Below are 17,428 nucleotides of genomic sequence, written 5' to 3' on the forward strand. Positions count from 1 at the left end.
GATCACCTTTCGTTGGACCAGCGGAACAATGTCACGCAGGCGATGAGGCCACCCACGCACCAGGCGGCAAGCACGAGGAATATCCGCCACAGTTCCCAGGTGCCCGCGGGCTCGTAGATCACCGCGTCGGCGGGAAGCAGCGTGGAGCGGAATCCTTGCGCCATCCACTTGACCGGGAAGATCGACCCGATGGTGAGCATCCACACCGGCAGGGTGGTCAGCGGGACGACGAAGGTGCCCGACAGGAACTGCAGGCCGATGGCCGGTGCGTTGGTGACCGCCGCGGCCGACACCGCGTTGCCGGCGAAATTGCTCACCACGATGCCGAGCAGCGAACAACTGATGACGCCGAGTACGAAGACCCAGGCGAAGGTGAACCATTTGAACGGATCGGTCGGGATCGTCAGGTCGAAGAAGAACACACCGACACCGATCAGCAGCACCGCCTCGGCGATACTGGCGAAGAGCACCAGCATGATCTTGCCGATGAAATAGGACGAGGCCGTGGTCGGAGTGCCGCGGAATCGGCGCAACGCACCGGTGTCACGGTCGTCGGCGATGCTGATGCCGAGATTGATGAACGAGGTGGACAGAATTCCGTAGGCGATGATGCTGGCGGCGATGATCGTCCCGGTCTCGACATTCGCGTTCGGCAGTTCCTCGGTGAAGATCGAGCCGAGCAGAATACAGATGACGGCGGGCATCGAGAAAGTGAGCGCCAATTGTTCAGGACGCCGGAAGAACATCTTCAATTCCGGGACGACGCGCGAGAACCCGATACGAATCGGGGACGGTAGTTTCACCGAATCGGCGACGGCTCCGGTGCCGGCCGGGGTGGTGTCGGCTCGCATCACGCTGCTCCGATCAGACGCAGGTAGGCGTCTTCGAGGGTGGGTCGGGTGACGGTCAACTGGTCGAGTTCGACGCCGTCGGCGGAGCGTTCGCGCACCAACTGCGTCGGATTCTCGGTCTGCACGGTGCGCAGCTCGCCGTCCTCACGCCAGCTCACCGTGGCCGAGGCGTCGGTGTATTCGACCAGTTTGGCCGGGGTGTCCACCGCGACGACCCGGCCCGCGGCGATGACGCCGACCCGGTCGGCGAGCGCGGCCGCTTCCTCCAGGTAATGCGTGCTGAGCAGGATGGTGGTGCCATCGGCGGCCAGTTTCTTGATCAGGTCCCAGAATTGGCGGCGCGCCTCGGGATCGAATCCGGTGGTCGGCTCGTCGAGAAACACCAGTTCGGGGATGCCGATGATGCCGAGCGCCACGTCGAGGCGGCGGCGCTGGCCGCCGGAGAGGGTGCGCACGATCGAGCCCGCCTTCTCCTCCAGACCGACCAGGGCGAGCACTTCGGCCGGGCTGCGGGTGCGCCCGTAGCACTGGGCGAACATGCGCACCGTCTCCGAGACGGTGAGCAGGGCGGCATCGCTGGCGTCCTGCAGGACGATGCCGACCTTGGACCGCCAGATCCGGTCGGCGTGCGCCGGATCGATGCCGAGCACGCTCACCTCGCCGGAATCACGGGTGCGGTGCCCCTCCAGGATTTCGATGGTGGTCGATTTCCCGGCGCCGTTGGGGCCGAGCAGGGCGAATATCTCGCCGCGATCGACCTGAAGGTCCAATCCATCGACCGCGCGGTGTTTTCTATAGGTCTTGGTCAGACCGCGCACCTGGATTGCCGGTGAATTCGAGTCGGCGCTCATCCGAGTTCCTCTTCCGTCGTCGACTGGAACATGCGCGATTCAGCGTATCGGGCCACTGCCCGCGTCGTCTTGTGATCGAAGATCAGTGTCACCGGCATGCGAACACCGGCGCCGAGCGATATTCGCTCCCGAATCTGCATGGCGGCAATGGATTCCACGCCTAGATCGTCGAACAGCCGGTCGGCGGAGAATGCCTCGATGGTGTCATGTCCCAATGCCTCGGCGATCTCGTGGTGAACCAGCGACAACAATTGCTCGCTGCGTTCGGCTCCGGTCAACCCGGAAAGCGCTGTGGCCCAGCGGCCGTAGTCGGCCTCCTCCTCGGCGAGTTCGACGCCGGCGCGGGCCAGCGCGCGAAACAGCGGGTTCGCGCGCTGTCCGGCGAGGGCGGGATCGAGTCCGGCGACCACGGTCGGAAGACCCAAGCCATGAGCCAAGTCGAGCGCGCCGGGAAGTTCGTCGTCCTCGACTGCTCCGAGGAGGATGAGGCGCGCCGGTTTTCCGTCACTGTGACGCAGGGCGATCAGGCTCTCGGCGTAGGCACGGATCGCCGTGGCGAGCCGGTGCGCGGACGTGTCGAGCAGTGCCTCGGCCGACGCGAAGATCGTGAAGTCCGCCAGGTCCGTGGTCTTCTGGTGCAGTTCCCAGAGAGTGTCGAATTGAGCAGTGGCAGAACGGTCGTCGGCGAAGTAGCACACCGAGGTGACCGCATGGTCCCGCGCGCGCAGTTCGTCGACGTCGGTGATCGTGTCGACCGGGACGCCGCAGCCGGTGACGGGCTCACCCCCGGTGAGATGCAGAATCCGGCTGACGCCTCGCTCGCGCGCCAAGTACTCCAGCACCCTTCGATCCACCGCACCGGCGACGAGGGCCGTGCCGGTGAGGTCGGGGTCGTGCACGAGTGGACCGGTGGTGTGGTCGACTCTGGTCAATCGGCGCACCGACACCGTGGGGCCGTCGAAGCGCAGTTCCGGTTCGTCGGTGGTGGCCAGGTGCGACAGGGCGGACCAGTCGTCGGTGACGTGCACGAGGACACAGCGCCCGGGGTGGTCGACTCGGGCGACCGCGGCCTGTGCCCGGAGCGTGAGCGCGGCGGAGTCGGCGGCGGCCGGGAGGATGAGGGCGAGGCGGCTGCCGGTGAAACAGTCGAGCCGAGACCAGTTTTCGACCTCGGCCGCGATCGTCGCGGTGCCGCCGTCGAGCAGGACGACATCGGGGCGCTCTCCGACGGCTGACAATCGCGCCGCGACTGCCGCCATGTCCGGGCCCGAACAGCCGACGGGCATCGGTGCAGCGTCGAATCCCACTGCGGCCCACCGTATTGGGCCAGCACTGTGGCGCGGAGTCGTTGGCACCCACGTCACCGCGTGGAGGTGGCTGCCCCTCGACCGGAAGACCGCGGCCAGCTGGCGCCGCGAAATCGGGCGACCGACCACCGATTCGATGAACCCGACCGGTCGGCCGTGCTCGTCGGCGATGGCCAGCGATACCGCGTTGCCGCTCGGCCCCGCCTCGCCGCTGGTGATCCGCACCCGGATGACATCGGCGCCGGTGCGCCGCAGCGCGACTCCGGCCCAGAGGAATCCGACGATCATGCCGTCCTCGACCATGCTCGACGCGCCGGCGATCATCACGTGCATGGCCGCGTCGAGGAGCGCGGGATGGATCCGGAACCGGTCGGCTTCGCGTTGTTCGGGTGCCGGGAGCGCCACCTCGGCGAACATCTCGCCGCCGTGCTGCCAAGCGGCGCGCAGACCACGGAAGGCGGGCGGGAATCCGTAGCCTTCGGCGGTGAGTCGTTGGTGCAGATCGCTGATGTCGATCGGGGTCGCGTCGGCGGGCGGCCAGCTGGCCAATGCGGCGAAATGGCGCGAATCGAAGTGCGGGACAATCGAAGTCAACCGGCCCGCGGCTTGCCGTGTCCAGGGTTGGTCCAGCGGGGCAGCGGCCGGGCGCGAATAGATGACGAACGTTCGCCCCTCGCCGGCGGGCTCGAGGTCTACTCGCACACTGGTGCCGTCACCGGCGATGACCAGGGGCGCCTCGATGACGAGTTCGGCCAGGTGCGGACACCCCACCCGCGCACCGGCTTCCAGGGCCAGCTCGACCAGACCGGTGCCGGGCATCATGGTGTGACCGAGCATCTCGTGCCCGTTCAGCCATGGCTGCGCGGTGAGCGAGAGCGAGCCCGCCACGGTGACCGAGGTGCTGCCCGGAATCGGCACCGCCGCATCGAGCATCGGGTGTGACGGCGGCGCGGATTCGTCGAGCTGCGAGCCATCGAGGCTGACCTTCGGCAGCAGCCAGAAGGGCCGGCGCTGGAAGGGGTACAGCGGCAGATCTGTGCGTTGTGGCTCGGCATCGGTGAAGAAGTAGTCCCAGTCGACTGGGACACCGCGTACGAAGATCCGTGCCGCCGCCGCGGCGAGCTGGGCCAGACCGCCGTTGTCACGCCGCAGGGTGGACACCACGGGGACCGTGACGCCGAGGTCCTCCAGCGTGCTCTCGATTCCGATGGCCAGCACGGGGTGCGGGCTGACCTCGACGAATATGCCTGCCCGCGTGGCGAGTTGGCGAATAGCCTGCTCGAGTTCGACTGTCTCGCGCAGATTTCGATACCAGTAGTCGGCAGCCATGGTTGTGGTGTCGAGCCAGTCGCCGGTGACGCTGGACCACAGCGGGATCGCGCCCGGCTGGGGCGTGATGTCGCGCAGTGACGACAGCAGGGTGTCGCGCACGCGTTCGACCTGGGTCGAGTGCGCCGCGTAGTCGACGGCGATGCGCCGCGACGAGATACCCTCCGCGCTCAGCGTTTCCCGCAGTTCCTCGGCGGCGTCGACCGCACCGGAGACGATGATGTCGCGCGGCCCGTTGACGGCGGCGATGGACAGTTGTCCGTCCCACTGGCGCAACCGCTGCTCGACCTGCGCGCGCGACAGCGTCACCGACACCATGGCACCGAGTCCGGCGAGCTCGACCAGTGCCTGGCTGCGCCGGGCGACCACCTTCGCCGCGTCGGACAGGCTGAGCGCACCGGCCACGCAGGCCGCCGCGATCTCGCCTTGCGAGTGCCCGACCACCACGTCGGGGGTGACCCCGAGCGAGTCCCACAGTGCCGCCAGCGACACCATCACCGCGAACAGCACCGGCTGGACGACATCGACCCGGTCCAGCGACGGCGCGCCATCGGCCTCGGTCAGCACGGCGTGTACCGACCAGTCGACGTAGGGCGCCAGCGCGTGGTCACAGTCGGCCAGCGAGGCCGCGAATACCGGTGCGGTCGCGAGGAGTTCGCGGGCCATCGCGGGCCATTGCGAACCCTGACCGGGAAAGACGAACACCGTTTCGCCCCGGCCCGGCTCGACCGCGCCGGTGACGACACCGTCGCGGTAGGTGCCCGCCGCCACCGCGCGCACACCGGCCAGCAGCTCGTCGCGGTCCGCGCCGAGGACCACGGCGCGCGAGTCGAACAGCGAGCGTGTGTGCAGCAGGGACCAGCCGGTATCGGTGGCCGATGCCGTCGTCGGCCAGTCGAGCAGCCGCTGGGCCAGCTGGGCGAGCGCCGCCGGTGTCCGCGCCGAGAGCACCCAGGGCGCGATCGACGAGGCAACCGAAGCCGGCGGCTCGGCGGGTCCGCCGGGGTCTGTCGGCACCGACGGCTCGCCGACGTGGGTCTGCGCCGAACGAGCATCGGCAGGTAGACGTTTCGGCGCGTCCGCCGCCGGTTCGGGCGGCGCCTCTTCGAGGATCACGTGCGCGTTCGTGCCGCTGATCCCGAACGAGGACACCGCGGCCCGACGCACCCGCTCCCCCACCGGCCACGGGCGCGGTTCGGCCAGCAGCTCCACCGCGCCCGCCGACCAGTCGATCTTCGACGAGGGCGTGCTCGCGTGCAGCGAGCGCGGCAGCAGCTCGTGCCGCATCGCCAGCACCATTTTGATGATGCCGCCGACCCCGGCCGCCGCCTGGGTGTGGCCCATGTTCGACTTGATCGAACCCAGCCACAGCGGGCGGTCCCGCTCCTGGCCGTAGGTGGCCAGCAGAGCCTGTGCCTCGATCGGATCACCGAGCGCGGTGCCGGTGCCGTGCGCCTCGACCACATCGACGTCGGCGGCCGAGAGCTTGGCGTTGATGAGTGCCTGGCGGATCACCCGCTGCTGCGACGGACCGTTGGGTGCGGTCAGACCGTTCGATGCCCCATCGGAGTTCACCGCCGAGCCGCGGACGACCGCCAGGACATCGTGGCCGTTGCGCCGAGCGTCGGAGAGCCGTTCGAGCACGAGCATGCCCGCGCCCTCACCCCAGCCGACACCATCGGCTTCCTCGGAGAACGACTTGCACCGGCCGTCGGAGGACAGGCCCTGATTGGCCGCGAACCCGAGGATCGTCGTCGGCGTCGCCATCACGGTGGAGCCACCGGCCAGGGCGAGTTCGCATTCGCCCGTGCGCAGCGAGTGCACGGCCATGTGCAGGGTGACCAGCGAGGCCGAGCAGGCGGTGTCGACGGTGACCGACGGGCCTTCCAGACCGAGGAAATACGACACGCGACCCGAGAGCACCGAGGGCGCGCAGCTGGTGCTGAAGTGCACGATGTCGGAGCCCGAGAGCATGATCATGGTGCCGTAGTCCTCGTTGTTGATGCCCGCGAAGACACCCACCTCGCGACCGCGCAGCGCCGCCGGATCGATGCCGACGCGTTCCACCGACTCCCAGGCCACCTCGAGCAACTGCCGCTGCTGCGGGCTGATGGTGGCCGCCTCCCGGGGCGAGATCCCGAAGAACTCGGCGTCGAATGTCGTCGCGTCGTAGAGGTATCCGCCGGGCAGCGTGAGGCCCGGCGGGCGATTGCCGCGGGTGACGAGCTCGATGAACTCGTCCCAGCCACGATCGCGCGGGTATTCGGCGGCGACATTGTCACCCGCCGCGAGCACCCGCCACAGTTCCTCCGGCGTGCTGACCCCACCGGGATAGCGGCACGCCATGCCGACGATCGCGATGGGCTCGTTGTGCTGCGCCTCGAGCAGACGCAGCCGTCGCCGGGTCTGCTGGAGCTCGGTGGTGGCTCGCCGGAGGTACTCGCGGAGCCGCTCGTCGTTGCTCACCGTCGCCTCGCTCACTGGAGGTCCAGCTCGTCGTCGAGGACGGCGAACAGCTCGTCGTCGGAGACCTCGCTGTAGTCGGTGACGCCCGCGCTGTCCTCGAGCAGACCGCCGGTGTCGCGCCACTTGTCGATCAGCAGCTCGAGCTGGCCGATGATCTTGGCCCGGTCCCGGTCGTCGGTGACCTGGGTCGCGATCGACTCGCCGAGACGGTCGATGTCCTTGATGAGCAGCGAGGTGCTGTCGGTCTTCTCGATGCCGAGGGACTCGACGATGTTGTGCGCCAGCGCCGTCGGGGTCGGATAGTCGAAGACCAACGTCGCCGGGAGCGGCAGGCCGGTCGCGGCGTTGAGGTGGTTGCGGAACTCCACGCTGGTCAGCGAGTCGAAGCCGAGTTCGCTGAACGCCCGGTCCTCCTCGATCTCGTTGGCCGAGCCGTGGCCGAGTACCGCCGCGGCGACCGAGCGCACCAGCTTGAGCACCACGGTGTGCTGCTGGTCCGGGGTCATGTTCGACAGCTGCCTGCGCAGCGCACCGGAATCGCGACCCGGCTTCGCCGCACCGCCCGCCAGGGTCCGCAGCAGCGGCGGCACCATGGCGCCCGCCGCGCCGAGCGCGGTGCGGTCGAACTTCGCCAGCACCACGACATCGGTGTCGGTGCGCAGTGCGTCGTCGAGCATGCCGAGGCCCTGCTCGGGTTGCAGGGCGCCGAGCCCGATACGCGCCATGCGCTTGCGATCCTGGTCGGCCAGTCCCTCGCCCATGCCGAGGTCCCACAGACCCCACGCCACCGTCAGGGCGGGCAGCCCGGCGGCTTTGCGGTGGGCGGCCAGCGCGCCGAGCGCGGTGTTGGCCGCGGCGTAGTTGCCCTGACCCGCCGCGCCGAGGACGCCGGCGATGGAGGAGAACAGCACGAACGCCGACAGCGGCTGGTGCGCGGTGAGTTCGTGCAGGTGCCAGGCCGCGTCGGACTTGGGGCGCAACACCGTGTCGAGGCGTTCCGGGGTGAGCGAGCCGATCATGGCGTCGTCGAGGACACCGGCGGAATGGACCACGGAGGTCAGCGGCCGGTCGGCCGGGATGCCGGCCAGCACGCGGGCGAGGTCGGCGCGATCGGCCACGTCACAGGCCTCGATGCCGACGGTGGCGCCGAGCTCGACCAGTTCGGCGCGCAATTCCTGCGCGCCGGCGGCGGCCGCACCGCTGCGCGAGACCAGCAGCAGGTCGCGCACGCCGTGCGCGGTGACCAGATGCCGGGCCACCAGGGCGCCGAGGCCACCGGTGCCGCCGGTGATCAGCGCCGTGCCCTCGGCCGAGAAGGACTGGCCGTCTTCCGGTCTGGCCAGGCGAAGCAGTCGTGGCTGCAGGAACGTGCCGTCACGATGGATCAGTTCGGGCTCGCCGGTGACGACCGCGGCATCGGCAGGCACCTGCGCGCCGGGCGCGATGTCGAGGACGACGATGCGCCCCGCCGCCTCGGTCTGCGCCGACCGGGCCAGCCCGCGCACGGCGGCGCCGACCAGATCCGCGGATTCACCCGGGGTCGCCGCGACGGCGCCACAGGTGCGGACCACCAGCACGGCGCCGGCGTAGCGCTCCTCGCTGATCCATTCCTGCAGAACCGCCAGCGCCTCGTGGGTCGCCGCGCGGACCGCGTCGGGAACCTCGCCGTCGACCGGGGTGGGTTCCCAGACGACGACCGTCCCCTGCCCGACCTCGTCGCGCTGTGCCCAGTCCAGCACCGGCAGGGTCGTTTCCGTCGACGGTGGCGGCACCGGTGTCCAGTCGACCCGGTACATCGGGGCCGAGGGCGCCGAGGCGCCCGGCGCCAGCTGGTCGATGCTCACCGGCCGGGTGTGCAGCGCGTCGACGGCCAGGACCGGCGACCCGCTCTCGTCGGCCGCGTACACGCTCAGCGCGTTGTCGGCCTTGGGTGTCATCCGCACGCGCAGGCTGGTCGCGCCGGTCAGCTGCTGGGCGACGCCGCGCCACGAATACGGCAGCAGCATCTGCCGCTCGCCGCCGACACCCCAGCTGAGCAGGATCGCGTGCAGGGCCGAATCCAGCAGGGCCGGATGCAGACCGAAGCGCGCGGCGTCGGCGAAGGCGTTCTCGCGCAGCGAGACCTCGGCGAACAGCTCGTTGCCACGCTGCCACGCCTGTCGCAGCCCCTGGAAGGTGGGGCCGTAGGTGTAGCCGTTGTCGGCGAGGAGCTCATAGGCGCCCTCGATCGCCAGCGGCGTCGCGTCCCGTGGGGGCCAGTCGAGCAGCTCGTCGAAGCCGGTGCGGTCGGCGTCCTCGGCGGTGGCACGCAGCGCGCCTTCGGCGTGCAGCATCCACACCGGCTCGACACCGGTGCTCTCCGCGCGGCTGTGGACGGTGACCGGCCGCTGCCCCTGCTCACCGGGTGTCCCCACCGAGACGCGCACCTGGACACCGCCGGACTCGGGAACCAGTAGCGGCGCGTGCAGGGTCAGTTCGTCCAGGTGGTCGCAGCCCACCTGGCCACCGGCTTGCAGTGCCATCTCGACCAGTCCCGTGCCCGGCACGAGCACGGTGCCGAGGACGGCGTGATCGGCCAGCCACGGCTGGGCCTTGCGATCGAGCCGTCCGGTCATCACGACCGAACCGTCGGGCAGTTCGATCGCGGCCCCGAGCAGCGGATGTCCGGCCGCGCGCTGGCCGAGGCCCGCCGCGTCGGTGGACCGCTGGCCCGAGGGCAGCCAGAAGCGTTCGTGCTGAAAAGCGTAGGTGGGCAAATCGATCGGCGGCCGGGTGCCGAAGACCTTGTCCCAGCCGATGCCGACACCGCGGGTGAACAGGCCGCCGAGCAGGCCGAGGACGCCACGAGCCTCGTCACCGTCGGAACGCAGGACCGGCAGGAACACCGCCTCACCACCGGAAACGCATTCCGGGCCGAGCACCGACAAGGCGGCCCCGGGGCCGACCTCGACGAAGGTGGTGACGCCGTCGGCGGCGATGGTCGCGACGGCGTCGGCGAAGCGCACGGGCGCGCGGACCTGGTCCACCCAGTAGCGCGGGTCCGACCACTGGTCCTCCACCCGTCCGCCGGTCACCGTCGATACCGCCGTCAACCGTGGCGTGCCGAATTCCATTCCGGCGAGTTCCTTCTCGAACTCGCTGAGCATGGGTTCCATCAGGTCGGAGTGGAACGCGTGCGACACCCGCAGCGCCTTGGTCCGCACGCCCTGTTCGGTGAGTGCGGCCACGACGGTCTCGACAGTGGCGTCGGAGCCCGAAATCACCACTGACGCCGGGCTGTTCACCGCCGCGATCCCGACACCGGGAACCAGCAGCGGTCGCACGGTCTCCTCGGCCGCGGCGACGGAAACCATCGAACCACCAGCCGGGAGCCGCTGCATCAACGCACCACGAGCCGCGACCATACGTGCCGCGTCACCGAGCGAGAACACACCCGCCACATGCGCCGCCGAAATCTCACCCACCGAATGACCCGCGACGACATCGACACGCACACCCAGGGATTCGAGCAGACGGAACAGCGACACCTCGAACGCGAACAACGACGCCTGCGCGAACACCGTCTGCTCCAACCGATCCGAGTCTTCACCCCAAACCACATCAGCCAACACCACCGGCTCACCCAGCCAACGACTCAGCTCCACATCCAGCACACCCGACACCTCGTCGAAGACCGCCGCGAAAACCGGGAACCGCTCGTACAACTGTCGACCCATACCCAGCCGCTGCGAACCCTGCCCCGAGAACAGCACACCGAGCCGGGAGGAACGCCGCACCACCGAGGCGACGGTGTCACCAGACGCGATGGCGTGCAGCGCGGCGCGGAGTTCGCCGCGATCGGCGGCGACCACCGCGGCGCGGTGTTCCAGGGCAGCGCGCGCGGCGAGACCGGCGCCGATGTCGGCGACGGCGATCGCGGGATCGACATCGGTCAGCCAGGACAGCACTCGCTGCGCCTGTTCGCGCAGTGCCACCGCCGATCTGGCGGACAGGACGACCGGTGCGACCGGCAGCTCGGCGGGAACGTCCGACGCAGGCGCGAGATCGCGCGGCGGTTCTTCCACGATCACATGAGCATTCGTGCCCGAGATCCCGAACGAGGAGACACCCGCCCGACGCACCCGCTCCCCCACCGGCCACGCCTGCTCTTGGACAAGGAGTTCGACCTGGCCCGCCGACCAGTCGACCTTCCCCGAGGGCACGTCCGCGTACAACGATCGCGGCAGTACTTCGTGCCGCATGGCCTGAATCATCTTGATGATCCCGGCGACACCCGCGGCGGCCTGCGCGTGCCCCATGTTCGACTTCAACGACCCCAGCCACAGCGGTGCGCTCTCCCCGCGATTCTGACCATAGGTCGCCAACAGCGCCTGGGCCTCGATCGGATCACCCAGCACCGTGCCAGTACCGTGCGCCTCGACCACATCGACATCCCCCGCGGACAGCCGCGCGTTCGCCAATGCCGCCCGGATGACCCGCTGCTGCGCAGGACCATTCGGCGCCGTCAAACCATTCGACGCACCATCGGAATTCACCGCCGAACCACGCACCACCGCCAACACCCGATGCCCACGACGCCGAGCATCCGACAACCGCTCCAACACCAGCACACCCACACCCTCGGCCCAACCGACCCCATCAGCCGACTCCGAGAACGACTTACACCGCCCATCTGATGAAAGCCCGCCCTGCCGAGAGAATTCGGCGAACATGGCGGGCGTGGACATGACGGCCACGCCACCGGCGAGCGCCAACTCGCATTCGCCGTTACGCAGCGCCTGCGCGGCGAGGTGCAACGCCACCAGCGACGACGAGCACGCGGTGTCCACGGTGACCGACGGGCCTTCCAATCCGAGCGTGTAGGACACGCGACCGGACACCAGGCTGCCGCCGGTACTCGACGCGGCGTTCATGCCGTAGCCGTAGTCGTGATACATCGAGCCGGCGAAAACGCCGGTCGCGGAGCCGCGCAGCGTGGTCGCGTCGACGCCGGCGCGCTCGATCGCCTCCCAGGCGGTCTCGAGCAGCAAGCGTTCCTGTGGGTCCATGGTCAGCGCCTCGCGCGGTGAGATCCCGAAGAAGGCGGGATCGAAATCGCCTGCGGCGTAGAGGAACCCGCCCTCCTCGGTCTGCGCGTTGTCGCCCTGTTCGGGGTCGTAGAGGTTGGCGACATCCCACCCGCGATCGGCGGGGAATCCGGAGACCGCGTCGACGCCGTTGTCGACCAGCCGCCACAAGTCCTCGGGTGAGGCGACGCCACCGGGATAGCGGCAGGCCATGCCCACGATCGCGACTGGTTCGTCCAGCGTGGTGCTCGACAGCGTGGGGACCACCGCCTCGGCCGGAAGGTCGTCCAGTTCACCGAGCAGGTATTCGGCGACCGCCCGGCTGGTGGGGTAGTCGAACACCAGCGTCGCGGGCAGTTGCAGACCAGTGGCCGATTTCAGGTTGTTGCGGAACTCCACGCCGGTCAGCGAGTCGAAGCCGAGTTCGCTGAACGCCCGCTCCTCCTCGATCTCGGCGGCCGAGCCGTGTCCGAGGACCGAGGCCGCCGAATTGCGGACCAGGGTGAGCAGAACGTCGTGCCGCTGTTCGGGCGAGAGCCCGGCCAGCTGACGCCGCAACGCGCCGGCGTCGCGGCCGCCGGACTTCCCGAGCCCGCCGACCAATCCCCGCAGCAGCGGGGGCAGGGCGTAGATCCGGCCGCCCTGGTTGTTGCGTTCCCGTAGCGCCGCGAGGTCGACCACGGTGGCGACGAGGACCGGGTCGGTCGAGGCCACCGCACCGTCGAACAGCCGCAACCCGGCCTCCGCACTCAGCGCGGGAAAGCCCAAGCGCTGCATGCGCTTCCGGTCGCTGTCGGCGAGCAGGCGGCCCAGCCCGGCCTCGGTCTCCCACAGTCCGTACACCAGGCTGGTGGCCGGGAGTCCGGCCGCGCGCCGGCGGGTGGCGAGGCCGTCGAGGAACGCGTTGGCCGCGGCGTAGAGGCCCTGACCACCGGGGACCAGGACACCGGCGATGGAGGAGAACAGCACGAACGCCGACAGCGGCAACTCGGCGGTGAGCTCGTGCAGGTACCAGGCGGCATCGGCCTTGGGTCGCAGCACCGCGTCGAGGCGCTCCGGTGTGGAGTCACCGAGCAAGCCGGCGTCGGCGACACCGGCGGAATGGACGATGCCGGTCAGCGGATATTCGGCGGGGATCGCTGCCAGCAGGGCCGCCAACTCCGCGCGGTCGGAGACATCGCACGCGGCGATCTCGACCTCGACGCCGGTCTCGGCCAGTTCGGCGCGCAGTTCCTCCGCGCCGGTGGCGGCCGGACCGCTGCGCGAGACGAGCAGCAGCCTGCGGACACCGTGCTCCCCGATCAGATGTCGGGCGGCCAACGCACCGAGACCACCGGTACCACCGGTGACCAGGACGGTTCCGGTGCCGAAGGCAGGTTCCGCGGACTCCGGCGGTGGTGCGACTGGTACCCGGACCAGGCGGGAGGCCGCGAATGCCTCATCACGCCACAACAATTCGAGTTCCTCGGTGGCCGCGGCGGCTCCGACGATCGCCCCGATCTCGGTCTCGGCGCCGGGCGCGATGTCGAGGACGAGGATGCGTCCGGTCGCCTCGGCCTGCGCCGAGCGCGCCAGGCCCCAGATGGTGGACCCGGCCAGATCCGTGACGGTGTCGGCGACCGCGCCGTGCGTCACCACCACGAGGGTGACCTCCGCGTAGTTCTCCTCCGCCAACCATTCCCGCAGCGCACCGAGCGCTGCGGTCGTGGCGGTGCGGAGCGCGCCGGGGACGTCGCCGTCGGTGGCCAAGTCGGTACTTTCCCAGTACACCACCGCACCGGGGACCGCCTCGCCGCGGCGATCCCAGGGGAGAACCGGCACGGCGGGGTCGGCGGTGGGCGCCGCGATCTGGGGCCAGTGCACCCGGAACAGCGGTTCGCGCACGGATCGGCCTGCCGCCGAGAGCTGTTCGGCGCTGACCGGACGGGTGTGCAGACCGTCGACCGAGAGCACCGGGGCACCGCTGTCGTCGGTGGCGACCACGCTCAGCGCGTTGTCGCCGTGCGGGGTCAGCCGCACCCGCAGCCCGGTCGCGCCGACCAACCGCAGCGAGACCCCGCGCCAGGAGTACGGCAGCTGCATCGGCCGGTCGCCGCCGACGCCCCAGTGCAGCAGGATCGGGTGCATCGCCGAGTCGAGCAGGGCGGGGTGCAGGCCGAAGCGGCCCGCGTCGACATAGCCGCGCTCGGGGATCTCGACCTCGGCGAACAGTTCCCCACCGCGCTGCCAGGCGCGGCGCAGGCCCTGGAAAGTGGGGCCGTAGTTGTAGCCGTTGTCGGCGAGCACGTCATAGGCGCCGTCCAGATCCATCGGCGTCGCCTCGCGCGGGGGCCAGTCCTGCAGGTCGGCGAAGCCGGGCACATCGGCCTCGACCGCGTCCATCCCGAGCAACACGCCCTCGGCGTGCAGTACCCACGGCGACTCGGTCGCGCCGAGACCCTGCTCGGTGCTCTCGACGCGGCTGTGGATGGTGACCGCGCGCCGGGTGGCGTCGTCGGTCTGCGTCACGGTGACCCGGATCTGGACACCGGCGGTGTCCGGGATGAGCAGGGGCGCGTGCAGGGTGAGTTCGTCCAGGCGCGCGCAGCCGACCTGACCGCCGACCTGCAACGCCATCTCGACCAGGCCGGTGCCCGGCACGAGGACCGCGCCCATGACGGCGTGATCGGCCAGCCAGGACTGCGACATCAGCACCAGCCTGCCGGTCATCACGACCGTCCCGTCGGGCAGCGCGACGGTGGCGCCGAGCAGCGGGTGACCGGCAGCGACCTGGCCCAGGCCGACAGCGTCGCCGGTCTGCGGATCGGGTTCGAGCCAGAAGCGTTCGTGCTGAAAGGCGTAGGTGGGCAGCTCGACCGGGGCGCGCGTGCCGAACACCTTGTCCCCGGCGAGCACGGCGCCCCGGGTGAACAGGCGCCCGAGCACCTCGATGGTGGCGCGGACCTCGTCACCATCGGAGCGCGCGGATGGAATGAAGCTCGCGACGTTCTCCTCGACGCACTCCGGCCCGAGTACCGACAGCGCGGCGCCGGGACCGATCTCGACGAAGGTGGACACACCGTCGGCCACGATGGCCGCGACCGCGGCGGCGAAGCGGACCGGGGAGCGCACCTGGCCGACCCAGTAGCGCGGGTCGGTGAGCTCCTCGGTGAGGTAGTCGCCGGTCACCGTCGAGACGAGGGCGAGGGTGGGCTGGTGGAAGGTGAGTCCGGCGATCTGCGCCGCGAACTCGTCGAGCATGGGGTCCATCAGCTCCGAGTGGAACGCGTGCGAGACGCGCAGCGCCTTGGTCCGCACGCCGCGTTCGGTCAGTACCTCGACCACCGCGTCGACAGCCGCCGACGAACCCGAGATGACTACTGCGGCAGCACTGTTCACTGCCGCGATACCGACACCGGGAACCAGCAGCGGCCCGACGACCTCTTCGCTCGCCGCGACGGCGACCATCGAGCCACCAGCCGGGAGCCGCTGCATCAACGCACCACGAGCCGCGACCATACGTGCCGCGTCACCGAGCGAGAACACACCAGCGACATGCGCGGCGGCGATCTCACCCACCGAATGACCCGCGACGACATCGACACGCACACCCAGGGACTCGAGCAGACGAAACAGCGACACCTCGAACGCGAACAACGACGCCTGCGCGAACACCGTCTGCTCCAACCGATCCGCGTCTTCACCCCAAACCACATCAGCCAACACCACCGGCTCACCCAGCCAGCGACTCAGCTCCGCATCGAGCACACCGGACACCTCGTCGAACGCCGCCGCGAAGACCGGGAACTGCTCGTGCAGCTGTCGGCCCATACCCAGCCGCTGCGAACCCTGTCCCGAGAAGAGGAAGCCCACGCGACCGGAGCGACGCACCAGCCCTTGCAGGACGCGCGGTGATTGGCCCTCGGCAGCAAGGGCATTCAGGCCCGCGATCAACTCGTCACGGCTGTCGGCGATGATCGCTGCGCGGTGCTCGAGACCCGCGCGGGCGGCGAGCTCGGCGCCGATGTCGGCGAGCGTCGGTGCGGGATCGGCCTCGGCGAGCCAGCTGGACAGACGGCCGGCCTGGTCCCGCAGCGCGCTCGCGGTCCTGCCCGAGATCACCAGCGGCAGCAGCTGACTCGTCGGCGTGGTATCGCCCGGGGCCGGCTCGCCGCCCTCGGCCGCCACCTCACGCGGCGGTTCTTCCACGATCACATGAGCATTCGTGCCCGAGATCCCGAACGAGGAGACACCCGCCCGACGCACCCGCTCCCCCACCGGCCACGCCTGCTCTCGGACAAGCAATTCGACCGCACCCGCCGACCAGTCGACCTTCCCCGACGGCACGTCCGCGTACAACGATCGCGGCAACACCTCGTGCCGCATGGCCTCGACCATCTTGATGATCCCGGCGACACCCGCGGCAGCCTGCGCATGGCCCATGTTCGACTTCAACGACCCCAGCCACAGCGGTGCGCTCTCCCCGCGATTCTGCCCATAGGTCGCCAACAGTGCCTGGGCCTCGATCGGATCACCCAGCACCGTGCCAGTGCCGTGGGCTTCGACGACATCCACATCGGCGGTCGACAGGCGTGCACTCGCCAGCGCCGCCCGGATGACCCGCTGCTGCGCAGGACCATTCGGCGCCGTCAAACCATTCGACGCACCATCGGAATTCACCGCCGAACCACGCACCACCGCCAACACCCGATGCCCACGACGCCGAGCATCCGACAACCGCTCCAACACCAGCACACCCACACCCTCGGCCCAACCGACCCCATCAGCCGACTCCGAGAACGACTTACACCGCCCATCCGGCGCGAGACCACGCTGCCGGGAGAACTCGATCATCGCGCCGGGCGTCGACATGACGGCGACGCCACTGGCCAGCGCCACCTCGCATTCGCCGTTGCGCAGCGCCTGCGCGGCCAGATGCAGCGCCACCAGCGACGACGAGCACGCCGTATCCACCGTCACCGACGGCCCCTCGAGACCGAGCGTGTAGGACACCCGGCCTGAGACCAGGCTGCCGCCGGTGCTCGCGGCGGCATTCACGGAATGGCCGTAGTCGTGGTACATCACCCCGGCGAAGACGCCGGTCGCCGAACCGCGCAGCGAGGTCGGATCGATGTTGGCCCGCTCGATCGCCTCCCACGAGACTTCCAGCAGCAGTCGCTGCTGCGGATCGGTGGCCAGCGCTTCGCGCGGTGAGATGCCGAAGAAGGCCGGGTCGAAATCGCCTGCCTCGTAGAGGAAACCGCCCTCGGTGGAGTAGGTCTTGCCCGGAATGCCGGGCTCGGGGTCGTAGATCCGGTTGATGTCCCAGCCGCGGTCGGTCGGCATGCCCGAGACCGCGTCCACACCGTTGTCGACCAAGCGCCACAGGTCCTCGGGCGTCATCACGCCACCGGGGTAACGGCAGGCCATGCCCACGATGGCGATCGGCTCGGAATTCTGCGCCTCCGCGGACCGCAACCGTCGACGGGTCTGCTGCAATTCCGCCGTGGCCCGCCGCAGGTATTCGCGCAGTCGGTCGTCATTGCCCATGGATTGTTCGACAGTCATTGTTCAAACCC

Annotated in this window: 4 protein-coding genes; all 4 read right to left on the bottom strand. The window is 69.8% G+C overall.

Annotation, left to right across the window (positions count from 1 at the left end; genetic code table 11):
• Positions 1–2: 2 nt before the first annotated feature.
• The 4 genes from BOX37_RS32790 to BOX37_RS32805 are packed head-to-tail and all read right to left on the bottom strand — an operon-like array spanning position 3 to position 17,417.
• On the bottom strand, positions 3–851 hold the full coding sequence (locus BOX37_RS32790) for an ABC transporter permease (RefSeq protein ID WP_071930994.1): 849 nt from the start codon (positions 849–851) through the stop codon (positions 3–5).
• Entirely contained in the window at positions 851–1,702 is an 852-nt protein-coding gene (locus BOX37_RS32795) for an ABC transporter ATP-binding protein (RefSeq protein ID WP_071930995.1), read from the bottom strand. The genes BOX37_RS32790 and BOX37_RS32795 overlap by 1 nt, the downstream gene beginning before the upstream one ends.
• Entirely contained in the window at positions 1,699–6,819 is a 5,121-nt protein-coding gene (locus BOX37_RS32800) for a type I polyketide synthase (protein ID WP_071930996.1), read from the bottom strand. Before BOX37_RS32800 ends, BOX37_RS32795 begins: the two co-directional genes overlap by 4 nt.
• Positions 6,816–17,417, bottom strand: a complete 10,602-nt coding sequence (locus BOX37_RS32805; RefSeq protein ID WP_071930997.1) for a type I polyketide synthase — start codon at positions 17,415–17,417, stop codon at positions 6,816–6,818. The genes BOX37_RS32800 and BOX37_RS32805 overlap by 4 nt, the downstream gene beginning before the upstream one ends.
• Positions 17,418–17,428 lie beyond the last annotated feature (11 nt).

The sequence above is a fragment of the Nocardia mangyaensis genome, assembly GCF_001886715.1.
GTDB classification, from domain to species: domain Bacteria; phylum Actinomycetota; class Actinomycetes; order Mycobacteriales; family Mycobacteriaceae; genus Nocardia; species Nocardia mangyaensis.

Excerpts from the sequence above, each read along its gene's own strand:
- BOX37_RS32805 (WP_071930997.1), bottom strand. The coding sequence starts at position 17,417 with ATGACTGTCGAACAATCCATGGGCAATGACGACCGACTGCGCGAATAC.
- BOX37_RS32795 (WP_071930995.1), bottom strand. The coding sequence starts at position 1,702 with ATGAGCGCCGACTCGAATTCACCGGCAATCCAGGTGCGCGGTCTGACC.
- BOX37_RS32790 (WP_071930994.1), bottom strand. The coding sequence starts at position 851 with ATGCGAGCCGACACCACCCCGGCCGGCACCGGAGCCGTCGCCGATTCG.